The organism is Streptococcus sp. 121 (genome assembly GCF_016458205.1).
Lineage (GTDB): Bacteria > Bacillota > Bacilli > Lactobacillales > Streptococcaceae > Streptococcus.
The window spans coordinates 13,245-28,095 of record NZ_JAEMED010000028.1 but is presented as its reverse complement, the minus strand read 5'-3'; the positions used below and the strand labels follow the sequence as shown (position 1 = coordinate 28,095).

The 14,851-nt window shown below is 39.0% G+C and carries 16 protein-coding genes and 2 tRNA genes; 8 read left to right on the top strand and 10 right to left on the bottom strand.

The window, feature by feature from the left end:
* The first annotated feature begins 153 nt into the window (after positions 1 to 153).
* The 3 genes from JEQ21_RS06745 (at position 154) to JEQ21_RS06735 (ending at position 1,136) form a co-directional block, all read left to right on the top strand.
* Positions 154 to 522: a hypothetical protein gene (locus tag JEQ21_RS06745; RefSeq protein ID WP_199364641.1), complete on the top strand. Its 369-nt coding sequence runs from the start codon at positions 154 to 156 to the stop codon at positions 520 to 522.
* Between the two features lie 75 nt (positions 523 to 597).
* The gene (locus JEQ21_RS06740) at positions 598 to 777 is read left to right on the top strand and encodes a hypothetical protein (RefSeq protein ID WP_199364640.1); all 180 of its coding nucleotides are present in this window, start codon (positions 598 to 600) and stop codon (positions 775 to 777) included.
* A gap of 158 nt (positions 778 to 935) precedes the next feature.
* Positions 936 to 1,136 (top strand): bacteriocin, encoded by a 201-nt coding sequence (locus tag JEQ21_RS06735; protein WP_199364639.1) that lies wholly within the window; start codon positions 936 to 938, stop codon positions 1,134 to 1,136.
* Positions 1,137 to 1,403: 267 nt separating this feature from the next.
* On the opposite strand, the gene JEQ21_RS06730 is transcribed toward JEQ21_RS06735, so the two are convergent.
* From JEQ21_RS06730 to JEQ21_RS06710, 5 genes are all read right to left on the bottom strand, one after another.
* Positions 1,404 to 2,981 carry a DEAD/DEAH box helicase gene (locus tag JEQ21_RS06730; RefSeq protein ID WP_196967684.1) on the bottom strand — a complete coding sequence of 526 codons (1,578 nt, stop codon included), beginning with the start codon at positions 2,979 to 2,981 and terminating at the stop codon, positions 1,404 to 1,406.
* 236 nt (positions 2,982 to 3,217) lie between these two features.
* Positions 3,218 to 3,289 (bottom strand) — tRNA-Arg (locus JEQ21_RS06725).
* A gap of 391 nt (positions 3,290 to 3,680) precedes the next feature.
* Complete coding sequence (locus tag JEQ21_RS06720) at positions 3,681 to 4,442, bottom strand: Abi family protein (RefSeq protein WP_199364638.1); 762 nt, start codon at positions 4,440 to 4,442, stop codon at positions 3,681 to 3,683.
* Positions 4,443 to 4,562: 120 nt separating this feature from the next.
* A complete protein-coding gene (locus JEQ21_RS06715; RefSeq protein WP_199364637.1) occupies positions 4,563 to 5,387 on the bottom strand; it encodes a Cof-type HAD-IIB family hydrolase in 825 nt (274 codons plus the stop codon).
* Between the two features lie 137 nt (positions 5,388 to 5,524).
* Positions 5,525 to 6,481, bottom strand: coding sequence for a glutathione S-transferase family protein (locus tag JEQ21_RS06710; protein ID WP_199364636.1), 957 nt, complete (start codon positions 6,479 to 6,481; stop codon positions 5,525 to 5,527).
* 191 nt (positions 6,482 to 6,672) lie between these two features.
* Between JEQ21_RS06710 and rplS the strand changes: the two genes are divergently transcribed.
* The 5 genes from rplS to JEQ21_RS06690 all read left to right on the top strand — a co-directional run bounded on the left by rplS (position 6,673) and on the right by JEQ21_RS06690 (position 8,685).
* Positions 6,673 to 7,020 (top strand): 50S ribosomal protein L19, encoded by a 348-nt coding sequence (gene rplS / locus JEQ21_RS06705; protein WP_160332582.1) that lies wholly within the window; start codon positions 6,673 to 6,675, stop codon positions 7,018 to 7,020.
* A gap of 36 nt (positions 7,021 to 7,056) precedes the next feature.
* Positions 7,057 to 7,128, top strand: a tRNA-Arg gene (locus tag JEQ21_RS06700).
* Between the two features lie 309 nt (positions 7,129 to 7,437).
* Positions 7,438 to 7,572: a putative holin-like toxin gene (locus tag JEQ21_RS10300; protein ID WP_442805120.1), complete on the top strand. Its 135-nt coding sequence runs from the start codon at positions 7,438 to 7,440 to the stop codon at positions 7,570 to 7,572.
* A 265-nt stretch (positions 7,573 to 7,837) separates the two neighbouring features.
* Positions 7,838 to 8,155, top strand: coding sequence for an IS630 transposase-related protein (locus tag JEQ21_RS10195; RefSeq protein WP_199364635.1), 318 nt, complete (start codon positions 7,838 to 7,840; stop codon positions 8,153 to 8,155).
* Positions 8,110 to 8,685 (top strand): IS630 family transposase, encoded by a 576-nt coding sequence (locus JEQ21_RS06690; protein WP_199364634.1) that lies wholly within the window; start codon positions 8,110 to 8,112, stop codon positions 8,683 to 8,685. The genes JEQ21_RS10195 and JEQ21_RS06690 overlap by 46 nt, the downstream gene beginning before the upstream one ends.
* Before the next feature lie 177 nt (positions 8,686 to 8,862).
* Here JEQ21_RS06690 and JEQ21_RS06685 read toward each other — a convergent pair whose 3' ends face one another.
* The 5 genes from JEQ21_RS06685 to JEQ21_RS06665 form a co-directional block, all read right to left on the bottom strand.
* Positions 8,863 to 11,535, bottom strand: a complete 2,673-nt coding sequence (locus JEQ21_RS06685; protein ID WP_199364633.1) for a TOTE conflict system archaeo-eukaryotic primase domain-containing protein — start codon at positions 11,533 to 11,535, stop codon at positions 8,863 to 8,865.
* Positions 11,536 to 11,638: 103 nt separating this feature from the next.
* Positions 11,639 to 12,457, bottom strand: coding sequence for a hypothetical protein (locus JEQ21_RS06680; protein WP_196966749.1), 819 nt, complete (start codon positions 12,455 to 12,457; stop codon positions 11,639 to 11,641).
* Positions 12,458 to 12,737: 280 nt separating this feature from the next.
* Positions 12,738 to 13,349 (bottom strand): Fic/DOC family protein, encoded by a 612-nt coding sequence (locus JEQ21_RS06675; protein ID WP_199364632.1) that lies wholly within the window; start codon positions 13,347 to 13,349, stop codon positions 12,738 to 12,740.
* A complete protein-coding gene (locus tag JEQ21_RS06670) occupies positions 13,349 to 13,525 on the bottom strand; it encodes a hypothetical protein (RefSeq protein ID WP_196090883.1) in 177 nt (58 codons plus the stop codon). The genes JEQ21_RS06675 and JEQ21_RS06670 overlap by 1 nt, the downstream gene beginning before the upstream one ends.
* A 442-nt stretch (positions 13,526 to 13,967) precedes the next feature.
* Positions 13,968 to 14,810, bottom strand: a complete 843-nt coding sequence (locus JEQ21_RS06665) for a DUF3114 domain-containing protein (RefSeq protein WP_199364631.1) — start codon at positions 14,808 to 14,810, stop codon at positions 13,968 to 13,970.
* Positions 14,811 to 14,851 lie beyond the last annotated feature (41 nt).

The window sequence follows — 14,851 nt, the reverse complement described above, 5'->3', positions numbered from 1 at the left end:
ACCCATCTTTATTTATAGAAAAGCTTGATCGTTCATAAAAATCATCAGAATTGCAATTATTTATTGCTTGTTTCTGATGATTTTTTTGATAGTTACGCAAAGATATTCAGGGTATGAATAATTCGGGTTTACAATTCGTACGAGGAGGATCCGATGAACATTCGTTTTTACATCACCTTAATCGTTAATTCCCTATTACAAATCGTATTACGCTTTTTTTTCGGCTATCTAAATGGAAACACATGGATTCCCATCACCTTCACTACTCTAATTCTTTCAGCTGTTTTTCTTATTGCAAACAAAGATTTGCAGCAAAAAACGAGTCATGATCTGATTGTTTGGCGATTCACCCAACTGTTGAACAATACAAAATATCTCTGCGTACTACTTATTCCATTCAATTTCATCATCAATTCCCAAAGTGATTTCCTTGGCAACCTCTATGACAGTCTGGGACTACTAGTACTTGCAGTCGCAGTTCTCTATATCTATGCTGTTAGTAATGCTCCCATTAAAATATAAAAAACATTTCCTTTTTTGAATAGATAAGTGACAGGAGCAGATATTCCTAGTCAAACTTTTACGAGGAGGTCTTGTGTGACTGAAACAGAAAACCAAATTCTTTCCACAACAGCACTCGCCAACTTATATGGAGGCAGTCGCCCATTTGGTTTGGAAGCCTGTCGTGCAATTGCTATTTGTGCAGGAACCAGTGCTATGGCCGGTAGCTTCATTCCCGGTGTCGGAACTCTGGTCGGAGGCATTATAGTCTTTTAGTTTGCTTTTAGTACAAGGCAGCGAGTCGCAGACAGTACTGAAGTACGGCAAGACGAGCTAACACAGTAATAAAAGATAAACTAAAAGAGTATATTGGTACCCATCTCTGCATGACCGCCTGGGGTTTTGCACGAGCTATTTAGTAAGAAGGAGGAAATATGATGAACCAACTCACCACAACTGAGCTTATTTCCATTCAAGGAAGCGGGGAAAAGGAAGCTAACCTGTTCCTTAGCGGATTTTACGGAGCTTTCAAAGGCATCGCCTTCTGCTCCCAAGCCATCCCACTCATGACACCACAACTCTACGCAGCCTGTGCAGTTACCGGTGCAGCAGGCGCTGTCTTATTCCCCCATTAACCTCAAAACCCTGAGCTGGCTGAAAAAGCCGCTCAGGGTTTTACACTATTCAATTGAAAAATCCAGAGTCAAATCGGTTAACGGAGACTAGGCGAGGCCAACTAGATCTGCCTCGCTCTCCTGTTTTTAGGCTCGGGATAGTCAAAGAGTCAGAAATTGACTCTTGGAGTTTTTAATGAAAGAACGTCAAACGTTCTTCCTTACTCCACTGGACTTGCCTCGCTTTCCTATTTTTAGGCTCGGGATAAAAAAGTCCACTGGACTTTTTTATTTATCTCCTTTGTTTCGGATTACGAAGCCAGTTTTCTTTTCGCTGGAGGTGTTTTTTGGTTTTTGGTTGTTGTTTTTTCGGTAACGGCTTTCTTTTTCGAAGCGGTCGTTGCGGCGGTTGCCTCTGTAGTTGTCACGACGGTTGCGATCTCTGCGGTCACGGTCACGATTTCCTGAACGGTAACCACCGTCGCGGCGTCCGCCGCGGCCACGTCCACCTTGGCCATTTCCAGATGGTTTAAATGGTAGTGGTTTTTCCCGTGCAATTTCTACTTCTGGTAGGCTATCTGGATCTTGTACAACCAAGGTCAAGATATAAGCTGCCAATTCTTCTGGTGAAAATTCACTTGCCAGCTGGATTGCATCCTTGCTAACTTTAGCGGCTTTAGCTGCAAAATCTTCTTCAGCAAAGTCACGTTCAATTTTCTTAAGGGCAACACTTTTTTTGGCTTGGTAAGCTTCTTCCGCTGTTGGTGGTTTGAGACCCTTCATCCGTTTTTTGGTCAAGTTTTCAATAATTTGAAGGTAACCCATTTCATTTGGAGAAACAAAGGTTACAGATTGTCCTGACTTACCAGCACGACCTGTCCGTCCAATCCGGTGGACATAGCTTTCCGGATCTTGTGGAATATCGTAGTTGTATACGTGGGTTACTCCAGAGATGTCCAAACCACGAGCCGCAACATCTGTCGCTACTAAGACGTCCAAGTTCCCATTCTTAAAGTCACGAAGAACGCGAAGACGTTTACCTTGATCCAAGTCACCATGGATTCCTTCTGCTCGGTAACCACGAATCTTCAAGCCACGTGTCAACTCATCAACACGACGTTTCGTCCGTCCGAACACGATTGCCAATTCAGGTTGTTCGACATCCATCAAACGAGTCATCGTGTCGAATTTCTCCTGCTCCTTGATACGAATATAGTATTGATCAACCAGCTCGGTTGTCAATTCCTTAGCCGCAATTTTGACGTGCTCAGGCTCTTTCATAAACTGCACACCAATTCGCTTGATAGCTTCTGGCATTGTAGCAGAGAAAAGAAGCGTTTGACGCTCAGCTGGCACACGCTCAATAATCGCTTCAATATCATCCAAGAAGCCCATATTCAGCATCTCATCCGCTTCATCCAAGATCAATGTCTCAATCTTATCCAGTTTCAAAGCCTTGCGCTTAATCAAGTCCAACAGACGACCTGGTGTTCCTACGACAATATGCGCTCCCGCCTTCAAAGCCTTGATTTGCTTCTCAATGCTGGATCCTCCATATACAGAACGCACGCGCACCCCTTTCGAACGACCAAAGCGGAACAACTCTTCCTGACTCTGAACCGCCAATTCACGCGTAGGCGCAATCACCAATGCCTGAACGGTCGCCTCTTGCGGTCTAATTTTTTCCAAGGTTGGCAAACCAAAAGCAGCCGTTTTCCCTGTACCAGTCTGTGCCTGACCGATAACGTCTTTGCCAGTCAAGGCCAAGGGAATCGTCTGCTCCTGAATGGGACTGGCTTCTTCAAAACCCGCTTTTTCAATTTCTGTCAATAATTCTTCTGATAAACCTAATTCTATAAATTTCAATGGTATCTTCTTTCTATAAATCGATTGGGATGGATACTCCTACAATAACGGCCCCTGTCCCCAGGAACAGGCGATGAGATGCCATCCTTTTGAGCACACGCTCCCATCCCACCAACTTCATTGCAACTTACCTAGTATACCACAATGCCAGAGGGAATAGGGGAAAAGTCCCTCATTTTCACAAAAAGATGAAAATGAAATGAAAAAAAGACTAACCACCGGTCAGCCTTACATCATCCACCCTGAGAGAATCGAACTCCCATCTCAAGAACCGGAATCTTACGTGATATCCATTACACTAAGGGTGGCAACTCAATAAGTATACCAAAAACTGCAAAGGAAGGCAAGAGATATTTTTCGATTAAATGTCAAAAAAATAGGGCCCCGTCGTAACGTTGCCCCGTCAAAAACTTATTCAGTTTTTATTTGATATAATAATGGTACCATCATTTCCAGCTTTTGTCAATTTTTTAATCAATGCACCATAGAAAAATTCACAACTTGCTGAATAAAACTATAAGTACTTGTAATCAGTTCGTTATTTCGGAAAAAAACGACCTTTTCTATCATTCTATTATTGGGAATTAACAAGTCCAATTCTTGCAGTCTATATTTTCTGACTTTCCCAGTTACAAGCTCTTCATATAGATAAATGAGAGCCACAAATTCTAAGACTGTCCTGGATGATAACTTTTTCCTTCAACTTGATTTTGTAATCCCCTCAATATTCTTTACGTAATCAATGATAGCTTGCGGGGCAACAGTTGTTCCAGAGTTTAAATCAGATAAAATGCAATTATTATGTGCAGCAGCATTCCTTAAACTACGCACTAGATTTAAAACTTCTTTTGGAATGTGGGCTTGTCTTCGGCTATCATAATAGTCTAGATAAAAATTAATAATAGAACCAAAACTTAATAATTCCATTAAAACCCATACTGGACAATCATCATAATTCGTTATTCTATGATAGCCATTACTTGTAGTCTGAATTGTAAAATACTTTCTGAGTAAATTTCTGGTATGTGGTAAAGCTATTGTTCCCTGGATCTTTTGAACCTCCCTTGGATATCTATTTAAGAAGGTTTTCACCAAATCATATCCATCAGTCGTGGCGTCCTTTTCAATATCATGAATGAGTTTTACACACATGCTATGTTCAATATCCGAACACATTTTTTGTACCAGAAATCTATAATGCATATCTAGGACACTCAATTCAATCAAATAAGAAAAATCAAGATTTAGATATTTCCCTTTTTTAGAACCAGTTTGATATTTTTGGTAGTTTTTTCGATAAGCGGCAGTCCTGAGATAGTTATTAATACTAGCTAAATATTCCACTGCTAACTCTTCATCAATATACTTAAACGTAATTCCTCTATCATTTTTCATATCAGAGATTAGCTGTGAAGCGAACTTCTTGGGTTTATTTATTTTGTTTATCATTAATTCCTCCATGTACAAATATTACTCCAAACATCGGGCTAGAATTCCATACGCACAACGATTATTAACAACATAAACAATGAATATTTTCCAGGAATCTATCAGATTTTTAACTATCTCTACTTCAAACTTTTAATTCGAATTAGCTGGCAAAAGAATCTCATGAATCGCTTGTCCAACTCCGTTTTCAGTGTGAGATCCAGTTTGGAATTTGGCAACCTTTTTGACAGCTTCATTGGCATTTCCCATAGCCACAGACCAGCCGGCATAGGTCAACATTTCCAAATCATTGTTAGCATCACCAATGGCCATGATCTGATCATTGCTAAAGCCTAAATCCTGAGCTAGGTAAGAAAGGCCTGTCGCTTTATTGGTTCCTTTCGGTAGGCACTCATAGATATAATCTTGGGAACGAACGACTTCAAAATGTTGCGCTAATTCCGCACTGTACTTCTCTTCGAATCGATCCAAGGCGTCTTTCTCATCCAAATACATAGCTTGGAAAATCTTGTCTTGATTAACTAGCAGTTGATCCAACTCTACCCGTTTGGGTTTGGTAAAGACCAAACCTGCATCCATCGTGACCAAATGACCAGCATCTTCACCGACCACCAAATAGTCTCGTTCATCAAAAACCGTCAATTGTGCAGTTGATTCTTGTGAAATCTTGTCAAGCAAGATTAGTTCCTCTTCGGATAAGCCAGACCAGGAATGAATCGATAGGTCTTTGGTACTGTGGATGGTTGCACCATTATTAATAATCATGTAGCCATCTTTACCTTCCCATCCAAGTTCCTTTAGATAAGGAAGAACACCGGATAAGGGACGTCCTGTACAAATAACTGGCAGAACTCCTGCTTCACGTGCCTTGTCTAAGTCTGCGATGGTCTCCGGACGCAATGTTTTGTCTTCATCTAATAGGGTTCCATCCATATCAATCGCTAATAATTTAATCATCCATCTCTCCTTTAAAAATCCGAACTGGGTAACCAAGTTCTCCAACTTTCATTTTCTTCATTATACCAAAAATAGTCCCTACCCCTGCAGTCATTTTAAAAACCTTGGAATCAGCGAATTCCAAGGTTTTTAGAATTTTATAAACTCCAATCCAAGTTAGGCCCGACTGGAACAATACCTGTTGGGTTAATTGTTTTATGGCTGCCATAATAATGTTCTTTGATATGGTCAAAGTCAACAGTTTCTGAAATTCCCTGATGGTGATAGAGCCGTTTGGTGTAATCCCAGAGATTTGGGTAATCCACTAAGGCTTTGATATTGCATTTAAAATGGCCAAAGTAGACAGGATCAAAACGCACTAAGGTTGTAAACAATCGAATATCTGCTTCTGTTAGACGATTGCCAACCAGATAATCCTGAGTGTCCAAGTGAGCTTCTAGTTTATCCAAGGCCGCAAAAACATTGGCTACTTCTTCCTCGTAAACCTTTTGACTGGTTGAGAACCCGGCTTTATAAACTCCGTTATTAATGTTTGGATAGACAAAGTCATTCATTTCATCGATGGCTTCCTGTAATTCTTGCGGGTAATAATCCTCCTGATTTCCAGTCAAATCATTAAAGGCCGAATTAAACATCCGCATAATCTCAGCTGATTCATTGCTGACGATGGTGTTGGTTTTCTTATCCCACAAAACTGGAACGGTAACACGACCGGTGTACTGATGATCAGCTTTTAGGTAAACTTGGTAAAGATAATCGCTGTTAAAGATACTATCCGCAATCACACCTGGACCTTCCGCAAAAGTCCAGCCATTTTCTAACATATACGGATTCACAATAGACAGCGAGATGTGCTCTTCCAAGCCTTTCAGCTTTCGCATAATCAAGGTTCGACTTGCCCAAGGACAGGCTAGAGATATATAAAGATGATAGCGCCCTGACTCCGCCTTAAAGCCCCCTTCACCAGTCGGCCCGGGTTCACCGTCAGTTGTGATCCAGTTCCGAAACTGAGTCACGGTGCGCACAAATTTCCCACCTGTGGATTTGGTATCATACCATTGGTCCACCCATTTTCCATCTACTAAAAGTCCCATCGTCTCTTCTCCTTTTTTATCAATAATTAGTAATAGTATACCAAAGATAAAAAAATCTTCAAGTTTGCCGCATTTTCCTTTACTTTTTTTAAAAAAACTGATAAGATATTCCCTGTGTGTGATGGACACGCAAAAATAAACGGCTAATCCGCTGCACCTTGGCGTACATGATTAGCAAGATAGGAGAAAAAATGAATCCATTAATTCAAAGCTTGACTGAAGGTCAACTACGTACTGATATCCCTGAGTTCCGCCCTGGTGACACTGTCCGCGTTCACGCGAAAGTTGTCGAAGGAAACCGCGAACGTGTTCAGCTCTTCGAAGGAGTTGTTATCGCTCGTAAAGGTCAAGGAATCTCTGAAAACTATACTGTTCGTAAAATCTCCAACGGTGTTGGTGTTGAGCGTATCTTCCCACTTCACACTCCACGTGTTGAAAAAATCGAAGTTGTACGCTACGGTAAAGTACGTCGTGCGAAATTGTACTACCTACGTGCCCTACAAGGAAAAGCTGCACGTATCAAAGAAATCCGGCGTTAAGAGGATTGAAAAAGGAGCCTCGGCTCCTTTTATGTTGTTCCCTTAGTTAAATGGATATAACAACTCCCTCCTAAGGAGTCATTACAGGTTCGATTCCTGTAGGGGACATTATTTGAATAATTGTATAACATTTTAAGAATAAAAAATAAATACTGAATTTTCTCCAGTATTTATTTTTTATTTCTGATTCTTTTCTAAACATTTGGGGCAAAAAAAAACTGCATCGGAGTGACCGGCGTTAAAAAATCAGCTGAGGTAATCGGATTCAGTAATCTTCTTTAATCTCTCTGTGTAATTTACAACCCAATTTATTATAACAAAATCGATTCTTCTTAGACAAGAAAAACAAAAAGTAGTATACTGAGAAAGTAGAAAGTTACAAAGCGGGACGGAAATCTGATTTTGGAGGTATTGCCTATGCACAACCACCTAGAAAGGACCACCGTCATGGCAGTGGAAGCAGCTTTAGAGCTTATGCTTCTTTTCGGGATGTTGATTCTCGAACTCTTGTCAATTATTTTGATGTTCATTAACGACAAAAATAAAAAATGACAGCCAACCGCTAGAAACTTGACCGAGTGATTAGCGGCTAACTGTCGACATTCATTCGTCCCGTCTTTAAAACGGTCTACATGAGGTTGAGCTGAAACTCAACCTCTTTCATAACAAGTATAGCAGATAGTCTTGTGAAATGCAAAAATTTTTCGATTCTATGGAGTCATTTCAACTTTCAAATTTTGGCAACAGTTATCTAAAGTAGTTTCGTTAAGAGACTGCTTTTTCTTTTATACTAAACTGTATATGATATACTATTTTTATGGCATACGGAATTGATTTTAGAAAACGTGTCCTTGAATATGTTAAAGAGGGACATACACGTAAAGAAACAGCAGCTTTATTTAATATTAGAACCAACACTTTATACAGTTGGGAAAAGCAGGAGAGAGAACTCGGTCACTTAGAACGTAAAAAGCGTGTTGCTAAATCCATAAAAATACCTTTAGATAAATTACAAGAATTTGTAGAAGAACATCCAGACGCTTTTTTAAGGGAAATTGCAGAACATTTTTCTTGCAGTATTCCTTCTGTTTGGTCTGTCTTAAAACAAATAAACATCACTTTAAAAAAAAGATAACGAGCTACAAAGAACAAGATGCAAAGAAGGTTCGACAATATCTTGAATCACTAGCAGCTTTGAAAGGCTTTCCAATTGTCTATATTGATGAAACAGGTATTGATACTTATCTATATCGTAAAAATGCCCGTGCACCTAGAGGTGAAAAGATTTATTTCAAAGTTTCTGGTCGTCGATTTGAAAGAACTTCCATTGTATCTGGACAAATTGGTCAGACTTTTGTAGCGCCAATGATTTACAAAGAGAGTATGACGAGTGATTTCTTTGTAGAGTGGTTTAAACAAGAGCTTCTACCATCTTTAAAGACTCCTCATGTTCTTGTTATGGACAATGCAAGTTTTCACCCTAAGAAAATACTAGATGAACTTTCTATCTATGCTGGTCACTTCTTTTTACCTCTACCACCGTATTCTCCAGAATTAAATCCAATTGAGCAAAGTTGGGCTATTCTAAAAAAATCAGTTACAGAATTACTTCGCAAGATGGACTCTATAACTGATGCAATAACATACTATTTAAAAACTAAGTGACTATAAAAACTGAGACTAAAAAATTTCATTAGTACATGAGACTGAGACTTAAACAATCGGAGAATAGATATGTGAAAAACTTTAAAAATAACTCAGTCCTCATTTAAAGTACAGTCCTATACTCAAATTTTCAAGAAACCATACACATTCAACTGTTTTTAAAGTATTAGACTTTAATTAGTAATCCATTTCCAATATTTCCTTCACTAAATCTGGTGAATCTAGCCTTAGAACAGAAAAATCTTCTACCTTCGTAAATAATGGTAATTCTCCATACCAAATCAAATAATCATCAATAATGAGCATCGGTGTTAAAGACTTTGATGAATCATACACCACAGTAAGATTTTCAGTAGTCTTTTCAAACCCAAATATATTTTTAAATTTTTCTGGTAACAATAGAATCTTTTGAAGACTATTATATCTCTCGACAAACTGGGTTAGTTTTCTTTTCTGGATAAAAGGCAAAATTAGGTGTATTTTCTTAGCATTCAATAGATCTTTATCTAAGTCTACTTCATAGTCAGCTGTACTGTAATAGCTCTTTTGATTTTTATCCTTCTCGATTATTTCATACCCCATTTGTTTATATGCCACTTGTCTTCTCTGAAACATTCGTTCTAGATACGGAACATGAATATCCAAATAGTCAAAAATACGAACTTCTCGTTTTTCTTCGTGAGAACGATGCAAGCGACCAGCATATTGAATCAAATTATTTTTCCACGACAGGGGACCGACTAAAAACAATGTATCCAACTGCGGTAAGTCAAATCCTTCACCAATGAATTTTCCTGTAGAAATAAGAATAAAGCCGTGCTTCTCTTTATCAATCTCCTCTAGTACTCGTTTTCTAATTGAACTTTTCGTATTACCACTTAAGGTAAAAATACAATCACATCCTTTTGATAACAATAGTTCACTCAAAATTTCGATGTGCTCTATTCTATTCACGATAACAAGACAATTACGTTGTTGCCTAATTTGGTCTAGCACATCTCCCACAATAAGTTGATTTCTGGATTCATCTCTTGAAAGCCAATCATTTAACAAATCAAATCTCCTGCTCGAAGCCTTCTCGGAATCAAATCTTCCAAAAGAAGTTAAACATATGAAAAACTTCTTATGAAAATGATGTTTTGGAGCATCAGTTTTATGTAATATATCTCCAATTCGTTGAAAGATAATAGGATGATGACCATTTTTTCTCTCAGGTGTAGCAGTCAGACCATACATATACTTACCTTTAAATTCTTTAACAACTTTTTCGAACATCAAAGCTGTCACATGATGACATTCATCAATTATCATCATTGTGTATTCATTCAATAAATTGGAAAGGGAATCTAAGTTAAACATAGATTGAATCATCACAACATCAACTAACTTACTCCTCCACTTTTTTGATCCAGTATACTGACCAATGTACCCTATTTCTTTTTCTCTACCCTTTGGAGTGTATCTTACGGGCATTTCTTCCTCAAATTCAAGAAAATGACTAAGTTTTTGAATCCATTGCTCTAACAATTGTCTGTTGTGAACAAGAATAATCGTCCGAGCTTGATGTTTAGCAATTAATGCCGCTCCTAAAACAGTCTTTCCAAATCCTGTCTCAGCTTGTAATATACCATTGTCTCTAGATGTAACATCCGCCAAGGCAACTTCCTGTTCAAACCTAAGTTCTCCTACAAATTCTACCGAAATAGGTGAATGTACAATTCGATTATCTTCAATGGAAATGTGATTGAAAAGATTTGTTAATTTTTGCAACAGTCCCCTCGGTAGCATAAGATATCTATCCGTTTCTTCAAATAAACATAGACGCTCTTGTATTTGATAGGTTGGTTGACGCATGATTTGTCTAAGATAAAATTCTGGGTTTGAAAAAGAAGCCATTTTTTTCAAATGAAACATCGTCTGACCTGAAAGCAATTTCTTTTCAATCATCAGCTCATTACTATATTGAAGAGAAATAGATCGATCAAGATTTGGACTTTCCGAATCTATACGCACTATTGAATGTAACGTCTTAGTTTTTATCCTTTCAATACTTTGAAGGAATTCCCATTGATTAGGATAGGGGTTGAATTCATTATCTACAAACAAGGTATTCCCATTTTCATAGGCCTTTCCTTGCAATGGTAAAGCTATTAAGTTTCCAAGTCCTCCTTTTGGAAGGATATCCTGATTCGGAAACATCCTGTCGTAAGCTTCAAACGAAATTGATTCTGATTCTAACATCGAAAGTTCAAGAAGTTTTCTACCAAAATTTCTAGCATCACGCGCTGGAATAGCATTTTCAAAAAAATACCAAACGTGTGCGCCATTACCCGACCTTGAAATCTCGACAGCAGGTATTACCCCTCTTTCACAGCTTACGTTCCTCAATACTTCAACGGATAACTTCCAATCTTTTTTATCGAAATCCAACACCAAAAACCAACAAGTTTCATCCTTCAACATTGGAAATATCCCAATTGCAGTTTCCCCCTTCAAATGTGACTTCAAAACATCAACTGTTAGCGGATGAAATTCTCTCTTCTCTGGCGCCAAAGCCTTCCACCCATATTTATAGGACGGTGAATATTGAAGTTTGCCCTCCCCGTTTAAATAACTTCTAGCATAAACATCGAATCTCCCCTTAAAGACCGAAAAAAATAATTCCAACTTTTCCTGTGTAGTTAGACGTGATTCGTAAATCACAAAACTCTTTTCGAAATCCTCTTTCTGAATCACAAAAATCTCTTGGTTACTTTTTTTACAGATGTAATACTCATTCTTTCCTTGATATGAGGGATAAGAAGCCAACAACTCAACAAATACACCCGACTCATCGACAAACCATCGCATAACGCCACCTCATCACTTCTTGCCAAGATTGTATCAAGAAGTTCTATGTTTGTACACAGCATACCAAAGGTTTCTTTAACAGCCCATTACTCTCACCAGATCTTCATCCCCTCTCCTTTAAAGTTGCTGCGCGTACTTGCTGCTCAATTTCCTGATACAAGGCAGACAGTTCCGATCCTCTATGGTTCTTTATTTCCAATTTGTCGAAAAAGATAGGAACTGATGCCCTTTCAACCTGGAGCAGATTGCCTTGAAAAAAGGTTCGTCCTGTTTTCCGATCCACGGCAACCAATGATGACCGCCAACGAGCACCAGTCCTGTCTGGTCGCCAAGAGATCTTTAGCTGAGGTCCATGATAATACCACCCCATTAGCAACAAGTCTGCACCGACACCTGTCAAATGACAAACCAAGGGCTCAGACTCCCTTTGAGGCCAAAAAGGGCGAAAATCTTGAATTCCTTCATAATCTTTGTATTCAAAATCAGCTTGGCTAACATCTCCTCCATCCCAAGTTCGGGCATCACGGAAGGGATTGTAACTATTTACAGGAATTTCCTGGCCCCCTACTAAAACTACTAGCTCTTGAGGCTGGTAGTAGCGAATCCAATCACGATAGCCTTTTTCCTTCCCAGGAACCTGTAAAACTTGAGCAGATTCACGCGCCACCGTTGGTACTAAATTCAGCCCTGCCTGTATGGATTTTTCATCAAAAAAACGAATCCTCTCCAAACGAGAGGAATAGCCATTCTCGGATCGATTCAGAATCTGAACTGAGTCTGCCAGTTGAAACACAATTACAAACGTCAGCCCCTTGCGCTTCTTGTCATAGCGCAAAATCGGCACCTGATTCAGAGGATCATTCTTAAGAAAATTCAAATACCGCCCTGCCTTGACAATGCGGTTATGGGGATACGTGAGCATACGAGCACCTTTCGAATGTTATTGTTACTTCGGTAAAAAATATCCGCCCTGTACTTCAAAGAGTTGTGGGCGGTTCTATAACTATTATTGTATTAGAGATTTGAAAAAAACAAAATCTAGTTGAAAAGGCATTGTTTAAAACTACCAAACGTTGACAAGCCACTAAGATATCACCTAAGAAAAAGAAATTGAGACCTAATTACTCTCATGTTAAGAAAAATTTCATTTTTCTTCCCTACCTGGCCTTTCTTTTCTTAGGAAAGAATTAGAAAACTTGCTCTCATAACTTGAGTAATAATTTATCAAATAATTTCTCTAGTTTTTTCTTATCACTGTATACTGTACCATCCATGTACAAGTTATAAACGTCATCATCCACACCAATTGAAATTTCGCATTCGTATCCCTTCATTAAAGCCAATGAACGAATCACTTCACGTTGCGTTCGACCATTTCCTTCACGAAAAGGGTGGAAATAATTAAGATTATCTAATATTTCCACAAGATCTCTACAAATAACTTCTCTGCTACCTGAATTATTCAAATAATTCGTAATTAGACGATTTAAAAACTTTTCTGCCATATCGAACGATTGAATAGGTAGAAAAGCTTTACCACTCTTTGAAATATTAACGCAACGGTATTGACCAGCCCACTCATACATTTCACCGAAAAGAAATTGATGAATCGCCAAAATATCTGATACACTATGCACTTCTATAGGGTTTCCAAATAATTTTATAGTTTTACTTGCGACCAAACGAAATTCAAGTTCCTGGGCTTTTGCTTTATCTTGTTCATGAAACTTATTACGAAGAACCGATAAGTTTGGATAAACATAGTAGTTATCCAAATCAATATAGCTATACTCTTCATAAATTTTCCGAGCCATCAAGCCACTCCCAATGCTATCGCTTCATCTCTTAAAAGTTCAACATCCTCAACAGTTGGCTGCCAGCCTTCAATCATATTTGTACTTAGAGCGTACCAAACACTCTTGAAAATCAATCGATTTTCAAAAACTACTCCCATAATCGTCATATTTTCTTGGTTAACATCTAAAGTCATATGCTCCACCCCCTACTACTCTAATATACCATAAAAACATTAAAAAGGGTGTATGTATCTAAAACAGTGTACAACTTGAAATTTCAAATTTCGACTACAGATATCTAAAGCAATTTCGTTGAGAAACTGCTTTCTCTTGTGGATATGTCATGCAATTCCTCTCCTAAAAAAGAAAAGGAAGCAGGAGCTTACTTCTCTTCCACGTATTGAGTTTCACCTCTCGCTAGATATGCCCTATCTATTCCTCAAGGGTCGGCAGTCCTGCTATTCTTTTTCTCAACAAACAGTTCGTACTGTGTACAGAGCCCACAGGCGGGTGCAGACCATATCCACTAGTCCACAAATAATTTTTTATTTATTCTTTAAAATTACTGTACTTTTTAACTCTCTATTTGTCAACAGTTAATCACAGTACACAACCAGTCTAATGATCTATTCTTACCTAACTCTTCCGCACCAAACGGCGAAAATCACGGGCACTTCTCTTAACCAAACTTGCCAAAGAGTGACCGGATTGGGAATAAGGGCCATGGGAGGACCAAAATGACTTGCTATCCGTACCCCATCTCTCCTTCGTAGGCGAGCGGAAGCCTCTTAGTTTTTTTCGTCGAAAGCGAGGATCATGCCGACCTATAGGGGCAATATCCAAATCCCTATGACGACAGAAACCACCGTAATTAAAACTAGCTCCATTGATAATACCAGCCTCTGACACTCCTTCCGGATCCAGGATATTCAGGAACCGTCCTTGGCTGTCTAATATAAACTCAACCCGTTGACGGTAGAGAACCTTTAAGTTCACACTAGCCTGATTGTCAGGATAAACCCTTCTCCCTTCAACCAAGGAAAGCTTCTGATGCAAACGACCACGGTCCCACAAAGTGTAGCACCGTCCCTTTAGATAACGCGCCAAAGCCTCCCGGTCCGTCATCCCCGACTCACGAAAATGATTCCGAATATACTGCGCTTGCTGTATCGAAATCAAATAGCGGAGCTGGTGAACCTGCCGATTGAGAAGCCCCGGTTGATCCAAAGTATTTTTAGGAAATGCTTGCTGCACAAGCTTGACTAGGTCCTTCCAAAATCGATCATGAGGTGCTAGATCTAGATCAAAACAAGCCAGTAAGCGCTGCAATTCTAACGGATCCTCCGTAAGGTCCTCAGGCATTTGGAGGAGAGACATAATCCAAGTTAGCAGCTCCTGAGGAGTCAGGAGTTGTCGTTTTTGAGTCCATTCAGCACGGAAATGAGGACTGCCGATTGTTAAAGAGGGAGATGGATGCATAGATTTTGTCCTTAAAAATATTTATTCTCTATATCATACAA

What these genes read in the sequence shown, in the direction of transcription:
- rplS (WP_160332582.1), top strand. Translation starts at nt 6,673, where the DNA reads ATGAATCCATTAATTCAAAGCTTGACTGAAGGTCAACTACGTACTGAT.
- JEQ21_RS06685 (WP_199364633.1), bottom strand. Translation starts at nt 11,535, where the DNA reads ATGCGATGGTTTGTCGATGAGTCGGGTGTATTTGTTGAGTTGTTGGCT.
- JEQ21_RS06745 (WP_199364641.1), top strand. Translation starts at nt 154, where the DNA reads ATGAACATTCGTTTTTACATCACCTTAATCGTTAATTCCCTATTACAA.
- JEQ21_RS06670 (WP_196090883.1), bottom strand. Translation starts at nt 13,525, where the DNA reads ATGACTTTAGATGTTAACCAAGAAAATATGACGATTATGGGAGTAGTT.
- JEQ21_RS10195 (WP_199364635.1), top strand. Translation starts at nt 7,838, where the DNA reads ATGGCATACGGAATTGATTTTAGAAAACGTGTCCTTGAATATGTTAAA.
- JEQ21_RS06675 (WP_199364632.1), bottom strand. Translation starts at nt 13,349, where the DNA reads ATGGCTCGGAAAATTTATGAAGAGTATAGCTATATTGATTTGGATAAC.
- JEQ21_RS06735 (WP_199364639.1), top strand. Translation starts at nt 936, where the DNA reads ATGATGAACCAACTCACCACAACTGAGCTTATTTCCATTCAAGGAAGC.
- JEQ21_RS06680 (WP_196966749.1), bottom strand. Translation starts at nt 12,457, where the DNA reads ATGCTCACGTATCCCCATAACCGCATTGTCAAGGCAGGGCGGTATTTG.
- JEQ21_RS06715 (WP_199364637.1), bottom strand. Translation starts at nt 5,387, where the DNA reads ATGATTAAATTATTAGCGATTGATATGGATGGAACCCTATTAGATGAA.
- JEQ21_RS06665 (WP_199364631.1), bottom strand. Translation starts at nt 14,810, where the DNA reads ATGCATCCATCTCCCTCTTTAACAATCGGCAGTCCTCATTTCCGTGCT.
- JEQ21_RS06710 (WP_199364636.1), bottom strand. Translation starts at nt 6,481, where the DNA reads ATGGGACTTTTAGTAGATGGAAAATGGGTGGACCAATGGTATGATACC.
- JEQ21_RS06720 (WP_199364638.1), bottom strand. Translation starts at nt 4,442, where the DNA reads ATGGAGGAATTAATGATAAACAAAATAAATAAACCCAAGAAGTTCGCT.
- JEQ21_RS10300 (WP_442805120.1), top strand. Translation starts at nt 7,438, where the DNA reads ATGCACAACCACCTAGAAAGGACCACCGTCATGGCAGTGGAAGCAGCT.